Here is a 13157-nt window from a genome sequence, read left to right on the forward strand (position 1 = left end):
GCGTAAGGCCAAGGCCCTATGTCCCCGGATGCTTGCTATATGGCCCTCGGGCCTTTTCCTGTTTCAAGGGTGGCATTGCATGTCAGACATTTTTCCCCAGCTGATACAACAGCTATTCAATGGGCTCTCACTCGGAGCCATTTACGCTTTGATCGCCATTGGCTACACCATGGTCTACGGCATCATTGGCATGATCAACTTCGCGCACGGTGACATCTACATGATCGGGGCCTATATAGGCCTCGTCACGCTTTCAGCGGTGGGTACGCAAAGCGGCCTGCCCATCTGGGCCATCATCGGCCTGATGCTGGTGGTCTCGGTCTTCGTGACCGGCGTCTACGGCCTGGTCGTGGAGCAGGTGGCCTACAAGCCGGTACGTCAGAGCCCGCGCCTCGTGGCACTGATCTCGGCCATCGGTATGTCCATCTTCCTGCAGAACTGGGTCGCCCTGGGCCAGGGTGCCCGCGACATGGCCGTGCCTTCGCTGCTGCCGGGGGCCATCAACTTCCACATGGGTGACAACTTCGAGATCTTCATCCCCTACACCCGCGTTCTCATCATCGTGGTGACCGTGGTGCTGATGATTGCCCTGACCATGTACATCAAGCATTCCCGCATGGGCCGCGCCTCGCGTGCCTGCGCACAGGACATGCACATGGCCAATCTGCTGGGCATAGACACTAACAAGGTCATCTCCTTCACCTTCATCCTGGGAGCCATGCTGGCCGCCGTCGGCGGCGTGCTGATTGCGCTGGCCGTGGGCAAGCTCAACCCCTTCATCGGCTTTCTGGCCGGCATCAAGGCCTTCACGGCTGCCGTGCTCGGCGGTATCGGGTCCGTGCCTGGAGCCATGCTGGGCGGAGTGATCCTGGGCGTGGCGGAAACCTTTGCGGCTGCCTATATCTCGTCGGAATACAAGGACATCGTGGCCTTCGGCCTGCTGGTGACCATCCTGATGTTCCGTCCCTCGGGCCTGCTGGGCAAACCTGAAGTGGAGAAAGTCTGATGAAGTACAGCTTTTCCTCCTCCTTCCGCGATGCGCTGATCGCCACGGTGATGACAGCCATCGTCGTCACCCCCATCTTCAGCCTGCACCTGGAGCGCGCCGGCGTGCGCACCGTCATCACTCCCAACTGGAGCATGACCGGCTGGGCCTGCCTTGCCATCTTTGTCGTGCAGATGCTCAAGCCCCTGCTCGCCGGCAAGCTGCCCAAGGTCAACTTGCCAGCCATGCCGCAGATGAAATCGGGCACGCGCAATGTCGTCATCTTCGTGGTGCTGATGATGGCCGCCTCCTGGCCATTCTTCGCCGGCCGCAACGCGGTGGACATTGCCACGCTGGCCATGATCTACGTGATGCTGGGCCTGGGCCTGAATGTGGTGGTCGGCTTTGCCGGCCTGCTGGATCTGGGCTTTGTGGGCTTCTATGCCGTGGGCGCCTACACCTATGCGCTGCTGTTCCACTGGGCTGGCTGGACGTTCTGGGAAGCTCTGCCTCTGGCTGGCGCAGCCTCGGCCCTGTTCGGCTTTGTGCTGGGCTTTCCCGTGCTGCGCCTGCGCGGCGACTATCTGGCCATCGTGACGCTGGGTTTTGGTGAAATCATCCGCCTGCTGCTGACCAATCTGACCAGCTTCACGGGCGGTCCCGACGGCATCTCCAGCATTCCCAAGCCCTCGGTGCTGGGCCTGCCCATGACCCGCTCGCCCCTGACCGAGGGCGGCACGACCTTTCACCAATTCTTCGGTCTGGAGTTCGACTCCATGCACATGGTGATCTTCGTCTATCTGATGGCCCTGTTGCTGGCCATGGTGACGCTGTTCATCAGCAACCGGCTGATCCGCATGCCCATAGGCCGCGCCTGGGAAGCGCTGCGCGAAGATGAAATCGCCTGCCGCTCCCTGGGTCTGAACCCCATGAAGATCAAGCTCTCGGCCTTCACGCTGGGTGCCATGTTCGCGGGTTTCGGCGGCGCCTTCTTCGCCGCGCGCCAGGGCATCGTGAACCCCGAATCCTTCACCTTCATCGAATCGGCCCTGATCCTGGCCATCGTGGTGCTGGGCGGCATGGGCTCGCAGCTGGGCGTGATCATTGCGGCCATCATCCTGACCGTACTGCCCGAGCTGGCCCGCGAGTTCTCCGAGTACCGCATGCTGATCTTCGGCCTGGTCATGATTCTCATGATGGTCTGGCGTCCGCAAGGTCTGCTGCCCATGAAGCGCCACCAGGTGGAGGTGCAGTCATGATCGACCGTGACGCTATCGATTCAATAACTACAACCACAGGCAGGGCAAGCGCATGAGCGAGTATTTGCTGGAAGTCAAAGACCTGTGCATGCGCTTCGGCGGCCTGCTGGCCGTGGACAACGTGGGCTTCAACGTGCGCCCGCAGGAAGTGTTTGCCATCATCGGCCCCAACGGTGCGGGCAAGACCACGGTGTTCAACTGCATCAGCGGTTTCTACCAGCCTTCGGGCGGCTCCGTGGTGCTGGGCGGGCAAAGCATTGCCGGGCAGAGCAGCCACCAGGTGGCCAATCACGGTGTGGTGCGCACCTTCCAGAACGTGCGTCTGTTCAAGAACATGACAGCGCTGGAAAACCTGCTGGTGGCTCAGCACCGCCAGTCCAAGGCCACTCTGCTGGGCGGCTTGTTCAACACCCCCGGCTATCGCCGGGCCGAACAGGAAAAGATAGCCAACGCCCTGCAATGGCTGGATGTCATGGGCCTGCGCCAGTTCGCCAACCGCGAAGCCGGCAATCTGGCCTATGGCCACCAGCGCCGCCTGGAAATCGCCCGCTGCATGATCACCAAGCCGCGCGTGCTGATGCTGGACGAGCCCGCAGCAGGCCTAAACCCCCAGGAAAAAAAGGACCTGCAGCAGCTCATCGACCATTTGCGCCAGCAATATGGCGTGGCCGTGCTGCTGATCGAGCACGATATGAGTCTGGTCATGGGTGTGTCCGAGCGCATTCTGGTCATGGAATACGGCAAGCCCATCGCCATGGGCCTGCCCGATGCCATTCGCAACGATGAACGGGTCATCAAGGCCTATCTTGGAGAAGCCTGATGAGCCAGCATATGTTGCAACTGGAGCAGGTCTCCACCCACTACGGCGCTATCTGCGCGGTCAACCAGGTCAGCCTGCATATCAATCAGGGCGAAATCGTCACCCTGATTGGCAGCAACGGCGCGGGCAAGACCTCGCTGTTGATGACGGTCTGCGGCAACCCGCGAGCCAGCGGCGGGCGCATTGTGTTCGAGGGCGAGGACATCACCCAGATGTCCACCCACCACATCATGCGCCGCGGCATTGCCATCTCGCCCGAAGGCCGCCGCGTCTTCAAGGACCTGACGGTGACCGAGAACCTGCAGATGGGCGGATTTTTTCTGAACAAGACCGAGATCGCCGAAGGTATAGAGCATGTGTTTCAGCTCTTTCCGCGCCTGAAGGAACGCGCCCTGCAACGCTCGGGCACCATGTCGGGCGGCGAGCAGCAGATGCTGGCCATTGGCCGCGCGCTGATGAGCAAGCCGCGCCTGCTGCTGCTCGATGAGCCCACACTGGGCCTGGCGCCGCTGATCATTGCGCAGATCTTCGAGATCATCCAGACCATACGCGCTGCGGGCGTGACGGTGTTCCTGGTCGAGCAGAACGCCAACCGCGCCCTGCAGATTGCCGACCGGGGCTATGTGCTGGAAACCGGCAAGGTGGTGCTGGAAGACAGCGGCGCCAATCTGCTGACCAACGACGAAGTGCGCAAGGCCTATCTGGGCCATTGACGATAGCGAGGGAGCCAATCGCACTCGCCTCAGGGGCCTGGCAGGGAATGTTCTCCGCCAGGCCTTTTTTTTGTTGTCATGAATCGCCCGTAAGATGGCCTGCATGACCAAGCATTTGACGATTCTGACCGGCGGCTCCCGCGGCATGGGTCTGGCCATGGGCCAGCAGTTGCTGCAAAAAGGTCACCACCTTCTGAGCATTTCTCGCAAGACCAGTTCCGAGCTGGCAGCTTCTGCCCGCGAGGCCAGCCAGCTCCTTCAATGGGAGCAGGACCTGGCCCAAAGCGCCACGGCAGCGCAGCGCCTTGCGACCTGGATCGACACGCTCAACAGCGGTGACTGGGCCAGCATCACCTTGATCAACAACGCAGGCATGATTCCGCAGATTGCGCCACTGTCGCAGCTGCCTGCGGCAGACATGATCAATGCGCTGCGTGTGGGCCTGGAGGCGCCGATGGCCATGACAGCTGCATTTCTGGCCGCCACCGAAAGCTGGAGCATGCCCCGCAAGGTGCTCAATATCTCCTCGGGCCTGGGCCGTCGCGCCATGGCCTCGCAGGCCAGCTACTGCACGGCCAAGGCCGGCATGGACCAGTTCAGCAGTTGTGTGGCCCTGGAAGAAGCGGCCAAGCCCCATGGGGCAAAGATCGTGTCTCTGGCACCGGGCGTCATCGACACCGACATGCAGGTGCATTTGCGCAGCGCCGCCAGCGATGACTTCCCCGATGTGCAGCGCTTTTCCCAGTTGCATTCTGCAGGCCAGCTGAGCTCGGCCCAGGACGCAGCGGCTCGCGTGCTGGCCTGGCTGGAGCGCCCGGATTTTGGCACCCAGGTTGTGGCCGACGTGCGCAATCCCTGAGCACCCTCACATTCATCAAAACCATAGCTGCCCGCGCAACTCACCTCTGCGCTGGCAGCTATTTTTGCTTTGGACGCCTAACACAGACCAAGGCCTTGCCGCCGCAATGACAAAAGCCTGTCCGTCCCGCACAGAATCTTGTATCTACATACGCCGGCAGCGGCAATCGGCATGGCAGAATGGTTCACCTGTTTTGGAGTCAGTGCCTGCGCTGAACTGCAAAACCGCAATCCGCGCCGTGGGCCACATCGGCAGCGCTACCTGATCGGAACGCTGCCACCGTGCTAGCTTTTGCAGCCACCCTGCAAGGCAGCGCGCGCGATTGCCAACCCGCCGTGCCGGTACCGCATGGCGCAGGTCTCTTCGGTAAAGACAAATACCCATTGATGGCGGAACCACCCTCCCCGATCATCGAAAAGCCCACCTTCCGTGACTTGGCCCCAGGGCCAGGAGCGTTCCTATTCCCGCATATCCCGAATATTGCGCACTGAGACACTCCGACCTGACAGCCGTTCGCGTCCGTTTTCTCACCCCGCCATAAGCCGGGTGCCGAGGCCGCCGCACACCCTTATCGTCTCTGGAGCTTCTTTTTCATGTTTCGCCAACTGATCACCTGCACCGCCATGGTTGCGGCCACCGGCCTGAGCTTTTCCGCTGCCGCACAAGACCCCGTCAAGGACTACCCGAACAAGCCTGTTCGCATGATCGTTCCCTTTCCGCCAGGCGGAGGCACAGACATCCTCTCTCGCGTGATCTCCAACAAGCTCACCGAAGTCAGCCACTGGACCGTGGTGCCCGACAACCGCGCAGGCGCGGGCGGCACCATCGGCATCACCGAAGCCGTGAAGGCCGCCCCCACCGGCTATGACATGGTCATGGGCCAGAAAGACAATGTGGTTCTGGGCCCCTATCTGTACAAAAGCCTGCCCTGGAACCCCACCAAGGATCTGACGCCCGTAGCCCATGTGGCCTACACCCCCATCGTGATCGCCACGGCTGCCAACTCGCCCTACAAGACGCTGGCCGATGTAGTGGCCGCCGCCAAGAAGAACCCCGCCAAGATCACCTATGGTTCTCCCGGCAACGGCACCAGCATTCATCTGGCTGGCGTGATGCTGGAAAAGGCCTCGGGCATTCAGCTGACCCATGTGCCCTACAAGGGCTCCAACCCGGCCATGATGGACGCGCTGGCCGGCAATGTGGATCTGCTGGTGTCTTCCGTGCCTTCGGCCATCGCCCAGATCAAATCGGGCAAATTGCGCGCCATTGCCGTGACCTCGGCAGCCCGCTCGTCCTCGTTGCCCGATACGCCCACCTTGGCCGAATCCGGCCTCAAGGGCTTCAACGTGAGCACCTGGTACGGCATCTTCATGCCCAAGAACACGCCGACACCCATCGTGAACAAGGTCAATGCCGAAGTGAACAAGCTGCTGGCCATGCCCGAAGTCAAGGAAGCCATCCTGACCCAGGGCGCCGAGCCACAGGCCATGAGCGTGGAAGCCTTCGACAAATTCTTCCAGGCAGACTTCAAGGCCAACAAGGCTATCGTTGAGGCTTCTGGCGCAAGCATTCAGTAACCCCCTGAGCCGCTTTGCTGCTCCCCCCTAAAAGGGGGACGGCAGCATCGCCGCGAGGCGGCTCTTGCTTGCTGCCCTGGCTTGGGCCGTGACAGTTTTATAGACTGCGCCCAGTGGACCAAATCCACTCTTATAAAAAGAAAGACCTCTTGCGAGGTCTTTCTTTTTATCGCCATGGGGAATATGCGCTTATTCGCGCACAACCAGAACGGGAATCTTGACGGCGCCCAGCACGCGCTGGGTGACGCTGCCCAGCATCAGCTTTTCCAGGCCACGGCGGCCCTGAGAACCCATGACGATCAGATCGGCGCCCACGCTGTCCATGGTGTTGACGATGCCGTCGTGCACGGCATGACCTTCGCCAACCAGGGTGTTCACGTTCACGCCTTCGGCTTCCATGATGGATTTGACGGCGTCGAGGGCCGTGTTGGCTTCGGCGGTCGCTGCGCTCAAGTATTGCGACTGGCCATAGGCGAAATCGGCGCCTACACCGGTGAAGGGATAGGGGTCGACCACGTACACCGCCGTCACGGCACTGCCAAAGACCTTGGAGAGTTCCGCAGCCTTGCGTGCCGCCAGCAGCGAAGGTTTGGAGCCATCAACCGGAACCAGGATGTGATTGAACATGGACATGAGCTTCTCCTTTTTGGGTAGCTTGGCGACTCTGCATGCAGGTGCCGCCGTTTCAACAAAGCGAGTCTGCTCCCATCATGCCCCAGCGTCCTGACCTGCATCAACCCCGAAGGGAAATCAGAGGCGCAATGGCTCAGAGGCAGACATGAGCCGCGTCATAGGCATAGCACTTGTCCAGCAGCTTGTGCGATTTATCGGTAATGGTGATGCGAGAGCCGTCGGGGCGCAGCAACGAGACATACTTGAACGCGGGCTCATTGGGCTGGCTTGGCGCATCGCGGCGCACCGACCAGTCTTCCCTTACCGGACCCGATGGCAGCTCCAGCATCACCTGGATTTCCTTGGTGTCGTCAGCCAGACGAATGCACTTGGCACCATCGACCACCGAGACGGCGCCTGCCGGTGCGGCCAGTCCATAAGGGCATTCCTGCAAACCATGAATCGGCACTGCCTCGTCGTTCACCGTGATTTCCAGACCATTGCGAAAGTAGATCGTGGGCTCCTTGAAGGAGGCCTTTACGGAATGGTCTTCAGAAGGCGTGCAGGCTGCGATGGCAGCCAGAGCGGCAAGCGAGGTCAGAAAAAAAGCAGGAAAACGTTTCATGCAGAAAATCGGCTGCACACGATGCGCAGCCCGGGCCTGTTGGAGTTGGTGTGAAGAGTCGCCTGAGGTTGTTCGCCGGGTTTTCTTGGCTTGACAACATCAAGGTGGCGCATCATGCCGCAGAAATGCGTGACTCTTTGTTAACTACACACCTAACATTTTTGTTCAGGCCACCTGTTCTTCAGCGCCTTGAAAGTTGCCGCGCCTGTAGGTCAGCACCAAGGTATCGCGCACGCCACTCTCGCCCAAAGGCTGGATGGGCGTGGTTTCATGAATCATGCGGGCATCGTCGAGCAGCAGCACAGACCAGGGCTCGGTCAAGGTGAAACGCTGGCCGCTAGGACCGGTTGCCTCAAAGACACGCGTCTCGCCACCCTTGACGCCCTGGCGCTGTACCACCACCACCACCACCAGGTCCACGCCATCGCGGTGAGCACCTTCCGGCGTTGGGCGGCCTATGCCATCCGCCGTGTCGATACGGAACTGGTGCGCCTCTACAAACCATTGCTCATGCTGGCCCGCCGGGCAGAACACCTCGTCCGACAGCTCGGCCAGCGACTGCAGCATTTGTGCCCAGACCTGGCTTTGCACGGTTGCCGCCTCCATGGGAGCAAACAGGCGCTGCATGCCGCCGTGCAAGGCGTTGTATTCCACCGGCTGCCAGTGCGCGCGGTGCGGCACCTGGCTCAGATCGTCTGACCTGGCGACAAAGCAGGAATGGCGGCGGCGTCGATAACGACCTCCATCCTTGAGGAATTCATCGGGTGGCAGCGTCTGCCAGTCGGCACTCAAGGCCTGCAGCTCCTCGAGATTCACGCCCATCCATTGCGCAAAATCATCGGGCTTCAGCACGGCAAAACCCTGAGCACGCAGGGACTGTGCGGCGTCGCAGGCCGCTGTGTAGGGAGGAAGAAACGAGATATGCGCCATAAGGTCGGCTAGCTTACTCCTGCAGGCGCCCCGGAAGCCCGGGTGCAACAGCAAAATTTACGCAAGGCTGCATCAACCAAATTGCATGGATGAAAAAACTGCCTGCACCCCCTCGGGAGTGCGGCAGCCAAAGGCGGGCACCAGGTCCGGGGCCCGCCGTTCATCACCACGGTGATGAGAGCAATGCAAATGCCGAATTACACCAGGGGCAGGCCTACATAGTTTTCGGCCAGCGAGGTAGAGCCGGCCTCGGAGTGGACGATGTAATCCAGCTCGGCTTCCTGCACCTTGGTATTGAATTCGCCCTCATTGGGGAAGTTGTGCAGCATGGAGGTCATCCACCAGGAGAAGCGCTCGGCCTTCCAGACGCGGCGCAGGCACTGTTCGGAGTAACGGTCGATGCCGGCTTCGGACTTGTCTTGGTAGTACTCCGTGAAGGCCTGCGACAGATAGCCAACGTCGGAAGCAGCCAGATTCAGCCCCTTGGCGCCGGTGGGAGGCACGATGTGCGCAGCGTCGCCCGCCAGGAACATGCGGCCGAAGCGCATGGGCTCGGTCACAAAGCTGCGCAGCGGTGCAATGCTTTTTTCCAGCGATGGGCCGGTCACCAGATTGGCACGGGCCTCGGGGTCCAGGCGCTTCTTGAGTTCTTCCCAGAATGCCTCATCGCTCCAGTCCTCGACCTTGTCGGTCAGCGGCACTTGCAGATAGTAGCGGCTGCGCGTGGCGCTGCGCTGGCTGCACAGCGCAAAGCCGCGCTCGGTGTTGGCGTAAATCAGCTCGTGCGACACGGGAGGCGTATCGGAGAGCAGGCCCAGCCAGCCAAACGGATAGACCTTCTCGAAGGTCTTGATCTTGTCCTGGGGGGCACTGGCGCGGCAGATGCCGTGAAAGCCGTCGCAGCCGGCAATGAAGTCACATTCGATTTCATGCACCTGGCCGTCTTTTTCGTAGCGCACCTTGGGCTTGTCGCTCTCGAAATCCACGGGCTGCACATTGCTGGCCTCATACACCGTGGTCAGACCCTCTTCGGCACGCACTTCCATCAGGTCGCGGGTCACTTCGGTCTGGCCGTAGACCATCACGCGCTTGCCGCCGGTCAGGCCGTTCAGGTCGATGCGGTGACGCTTGCCCTTGAACAGCAGCTCGATGCCGTCATGGGGCAGACCTTCCTCATTCATGCGCTTGTCGGCGCCAGCCTTCTTCAGCAGGTCGACGGTCACCTGCTCGAGCACACCGGCGCGGATGCGGCCCAGCACATAGTCGGCGCTGCGTTGCTCGATGATGATGTTGTCGATGCCTGCCTTGTACAGCAGTTGGCCCAGCAGCAGACCCGAGGGACCTGCACCGATGATGGCGACTTGTGTGCGCATGATGTATGACTCCTTGTTATGGCTCAAAACCTCGTCAACCGGCTCGCTTGCAATAGCGGTTGCGACATGCCTGCAAGACTAAGTTTTGTGCTGCATCAAGGCACGGGGTTCATGCACTTGTTTGCGCGATAATCGCACAACAAGATCGATAATCGCACAAAACCCTCACCCTACCCTGCCATGACAGACCGCAGCCCCGCCTCCATCGCACCCGCAGACTTCATTGCTGGCCTGGCCAAAGGCCTGGCCGTGCTGGAGAGTTTCGACACCGAGCGCCAGCGCCTGAACGCCACCATGGCCGCGGAGCGTGCGGGCATCACAAGAGCCGCAGCGCGCCGCCACTTGCTGACCCTGGCCCATCTGGGCTATCTGGAAACCGATGGCAGCCACTACTGGCTGGCGCCCAAGGTGTTGCGCCTGTCCGGCAGCTATCTGGCTTCGGCCCGGCTGCCACGCATCGTCCAGCCCATATTGCACCGCCTGGCCGCGCAGACCGGCCTGTCGTATTCCTGCGTGGTGCGCGAAGGGCGTGAGGTCGTCATCGTGGCGCGCAGCGCCGTTCATGAAAAAGGCGAGCGGCTGATGGCCCACGGCCTGCATCTGGGCACGCGTCTGCCCGCACATGCCACATCCACCGGCCGCGTGCTGCTGGCATCGCTATCGCCCGTCGAGCTCGATGAATGGCTGCGCACCTATGACCTGCCCAAGCTGACCGCGCACACGGTCACCGATATCGATGCCCTCAAAAAAGTGCTGGACGAGGTGCGGCGCCTGGACTACTGCCTGGCGCAGGAAGAGCATGAACTGGCCATTCAGGCCGTGGCCGTGCCGCTACGCGATATGCAGGGCCGCACCGTCGCCGCTCTGAATATGGTCACCTCGGCCAAACGTATGAGCGGCCAGGTCATGCAGCAGGAAATCCTGCCCTTGCTGCAGGAAGGCGCGCGAACGCTGCGCCCGCTGGTCTGACGCTATGTTTTTAAAAGCTGCTGGCGCTTGATCAGCATGAATTTCAGATGCCTGAGAGTCTGAGTTCATTGCACCTTCAGCGCCAACAGCCCTCATATCCATAGCAAACACTATGAATGTGCGCAGCCGGACCGCCAGGGGATCGCCGGGCTTGAGGCCTAGATATGCCCGCTCTCCACAGAACAGACCTGCACACTGAGACGACGCAGCAGTTCGGCCGTGCGGCGAATCAGCGGCGTGGACTTTTTCTTGGCCGACTGCACCAGACACAGCGTGCTGACGATATGCGGCGATTTGATGGGCACCTCGACCAGGGCCGAGTCCGTGGCATGGCTGTGCATGGCACTGTCGGTCAAGGCAGCAAAGCCATAGCCACCGCGCACCAGATCCAGAATGGCCGGCACGCTGGACACCTCCCACACCACATTGAGCTTGACCTGGGACAGCGTCGCCTGGGCCTCCATGAGCTTGCGAAAGATCTGGCCGCGCTGGGGCATGATCAGCGGAAATTCGTCCAGATGCTCGAAAGGAATACTGGTACGCCCGGCCAGCGCACTCGCAGGGCCGATCAGGTTCAGCCTCTCTTCCAGAATCGGCGTGACTTCGATATGCGCATGGGGCTCTGGCGTGTAGACCAGCCCCAGGTCCATACGCCCTGAAGTCAGCCATTCCGAGATATTCACGGAAAAGCCTTCCACCACCGCCAGCCTTGCCTTGGGCATCTCGCGGCTGAAGCCATCGATGAGCGGCAGGGTCAGCCGGCGCGCCAGACTGGGCGGCAGGCCCACGGTGATGCGCCCCACAGGTTCGTCCCGCTGACTGCTCAGATCTTCCTTGGCCATGGCCACGCGCTGCATGATGGCGTGGCCATGCTCGAGCAAACGGCGCCCCGCGTCGGTCAGCGTCACACCGCGCCCGGTGCGTATCAGCAAGGTCTCGCGCAACTCCGTCTCCAGTGCTCTCACCTGGCGGCTGAGCGCGGGCTGGGCAATATCCAGCAACACCGCTGCCTTGCTGAAACTACCGACCTCCGCCACCTGAACAAAGGTTTCTATCTGCTGCAAATTCACCGCGCCACCCTCCAAGAAGCCATGCCATTCTGCTATAGCTGCTAGCTTCAGGTAGAACTGCACAGATAGATCCCAGGTGACACAATGGGATACAACTGGGCATAGAAGAATCAAGACAACAAGCCGACGAGATCAACAATGCGTGACAACAACACGCAGCTCACCATCGACAGTCCTATCCAGGGAGACAAAATGACCCATAAGCTCAATATGAGCCGCCGCCAAGCTGCATTCGCACTGGGCGCCATCGCCGCATCCGTGGCAGCCCCCTCGTTCGCCCAAGGCGATCTGAAGTGGCCCACCAAGTCCTCGCGCATCATCAACCCCTTCCCCGTAGGCGGCGGTCCCGATGGCCTGTCGCGCCTGGTGGCCGACAAGCTGGGTCGGGCCTGGGGTCAGCCCGTGGTGGTGGAAAACCGCCCCGGCGGCAACGGCTTCATCGCCATCAATGAATTCAAGCGTGGCGCTACCGACGGCACGGACATGATCCAGCTGGACAATGTCCACATCGCCGCCTACCCCCACCTGTTCAAGAAGCTGCCCTATGACTTGAACAAGGACTTCGAAATCCTGATGCCCTTGTTCCGCAACTTCTTCTTTGTCTGCGTGCCGGTCAACAGCCCTTACAAGACCATCGGCGACCTGATTGCCGACGCCAAGGCGCACCCCGGCAAGCTCAACTACGGCTCCTGGTCCGTGGGCAACCCCGTGCACCTGGGCTCGGCCCTGCTGGAAAACCAGACCGGCACCAAGATGGAACACGTCATCTACAAGGAAACCAGCCAGCTGTACCAGGGCGTTGCCAATGGCGAGCTGACCTTTGCCCTGGGCTCTCTGGGCACTGCAGGCCCGCTGGTGCGTGGCGGCAAGCTGCGCTTCCTGGCCGTGGCGGCGCCCAGCCGCATTGCCGGCTTCGAGAACGTGCCCACCGTGTCCGAATCGGGCGGCCCCAAGGACTTCACCGCCATCGGCTGGAATGCCCTGGCCGTGCGCCCCGGCACACCTCCCGCCGTGATTGAAAAGATCCGCACCGATGTGCGCCAGGCCCTGACAGGCCAGGACGTCAAGGACAAGTTCGCAGCCTTTGGCTACGAATCCTTCAATCCCACGCCTGCCGAGTTCAAGGCCTTCATGGCTTCCGAAAGCAAGCGCTTCGGTGATGTCATCAAGAAGGCAGGTCTGGCACTGGACTGATCTTCCGAGTTCCTGACATCAAAAGCCGCCTTCCCAGGCGGCTTTTTTCATCGTCGGGCGACCCCAAGGTGCCCCTCTTGGAGGGGCCGCGATCCACACGCTGTGGGGAGCTGGGGTGTTTTTTCATGCCCCACTCCATCAACAAAAAAGCCCAGTGCTCAGCGCCGGGCT

Annotated in this window: 13 protein-coding genes; 8 read left to right on the top strand and 5 right to left on the bottom strand. The window is 61.2% G+C overall.

Translation table 11 applies throughout. From position 1 onward, the window contains the following. The first annotated feature begins 79 nt into the window (after positions 1–79). From livH to QMY55_RS13125, 6 genes are all read left to right on the top strand, one after another. On the top strand, positions 80–1006 hold the full coding sequence (gene livH, locus QMY55_RS13100) for a high-affinity branched-chain amino acid ABC transporter permease LivH (protein WP_283484645.1): 927 nt from the start codon (positions 80–82) through the stop codon (positions 1004–1006). Then, on the top strand, positions 1006–2244 hold the full coding sequence (locus QMY55_RS13105; RefSeq protein WP_283484646.1) for a high-affinity branched-chain amino acid ABC transporter permease LivM: 1239 nt from the start codon (positions 1006–1008) through the stop codon (positions 2242–2244). The genes livH and QMY55_RS13105 overlap by 1 nt, the downstream gene beginning before the upstream one ends. Positions 2245–2296: 52 nt before the next feature. After that, a complete protein-coding gene (gene livG / locus QMY55_RS13110) occupies positions 2297–3064 on the top strand; it encodes a high-affinity branched-chain amino acid ABC transporter ATP-binding protein LivG (RefSeq protein ID WP_283484647.1) in 768 nt (255 codons plus the stop codon). Between the two features lie 11 nt (positions 3065–3075). Continuing rightward, positions 3076–3777 carry an ABC transporter ATP-binding protein gene (locus QMY55_RS13115; protein WP_283488949.1) on the top strand — a complete coding sequence of 234 codons (702 nt, stop codon included), beginning with the start codon at positions 3076–3078 and terminating at the stop codon, positions 3775–3777. A gap of 94 nt (positions 3778–3871) precedes the next feature. Continuing rightward, on the top strand, positions 3872–4636 hold the full coding sequence (locus tag QMY55_RS13120; RefSeq protein ID WP_283484648.1) for an SDR family NAD(P)-dependent oxidoreductase: 765 nt from the start codon (positions 3872–3874) through the stop codon (positions 4634–4636). Between the two features lie 593 nt (positions 4637–5229). Continuing rightward, positions 5230–6213 (top strand): Bug family tripartite tricarboxylate transporter substrate binding protein, encoded by a 984-nt coding sequence (locus QMY55_RS13125; protein WP_283484649.1) that lies wholly within the window; start codon positions 5230–5232, stop codon positions 6211–6213. A gap of 189 nt (positions 6214–6402) precedes the next feature. Here QMY55_RS13125 and QMY55_RS13130 read toward each other — a convergent pair whose 3' ends face one another. From QMY55_RS13130 to pobA, 4 genes are all read right to left on the bottom strand, one after another. Beyond that, positions 6403–6840, bottom strand: a complete 438-nt coding sequence (locus QMY55_RS13130; RefSeq protein WP_283488950.1) for a universal stress protein — start codon at positions 6838–6840, stop codon at positions 6403–6405. A gap of 139 nt (positions 6841–6979) precedes the next feature. Continuing rightward, on the bottom strand, positions 6980–7450 hold the full coding sequence (locus QMY55_RS13135) for a hypothetical protein (RefSeq protein ID WP_283484651.1): 471 nt from the start codon (positions 7448–7450) through the stop codon (positions 6980–6982). Between the two features lie 165 nt (positions 7451–7615). Next, positions 7616–8380: a 2OG-Fe dioxygenase family protein gene (locus QMY55_RS13140; protein ID WP_283484652.1), complete on the bottom strand. Its 765-nt coding sequence runs from the start codon at positions 8378–8380 to the stop codon at positions 7616–7618. A 197-nt stretch (positions 8381–8577) separates the two neighbouring features. Next, positions 8578–9753: a 4-hydroxybenzoate 3-monooxygenase gene (pobA, locus tag QMY55_RS13145; protein ID WP_283484653.1), complete on the bottom strand. Its 1176-nt coding sequence runs from the start codon at positions 9751–9753 to the stop codon at positions 8578–8580. Positions 9754–9933: 180 nt separating this feature from the next. Between pobA and QMY55_RS13150 the strand changes: the two genes are divergently transcribed. After that, a complete protein-coding gene (locus QMY55_RS13150) occupies positions 9934–10722 on the top strand; it encodes an IclR family transcriptional regulator domain-containing protein (RefSeq protein WP_283484654.1) in 789 nt (262 codons plus the stop codon). 158 nt (positions 10723–10880) lie between these two features. Here the strand turns inward: QMY55_RS13150 and QMY55_RS13155 are convergent, their stop codons facing one another. Beyond that, the gene (locus QMY55_RS13155) at positions 10881–11792 is read right to left on the bottom strand and encodes a LysR family transcriptional regulator (RefSeq protein ID WP_283484655.1); all 912 of its coding nucleotides are present in this window, start codon (positions 11790–11792) and stop codon (positions 10881–10883) included. Between the two features lie 192 nt (positions 11793–11984). Here QMY55_RS13155 and QMY55_RS13160 point away from each other — a divergent pair, with 192 nt between their 5' ends. Further along, complete coding sequence (locus QMY55_RS13160) at positions 11985–12986, top strand: Bug family tripartite tricarboxylate transporter substrate binding protein (protein ID WP_283488951.1); 1002 nt, start codon at positions 11985–11987, stop codon at positions 12984–12986. Positions 12987–13157 lie beyond the last annotated feature (171 nt).

The organism is Comamonas resistens (genome assembly GCF_030064165.1).
In the GTDB taxonomy this organism is placed as follows: domain Bacteria; phylum Pseudomonadota; class Gammaproteobacteria; order Burkholderiales; family Burkholderiaceae_C; genus Comamonas; species Comamonas resistens.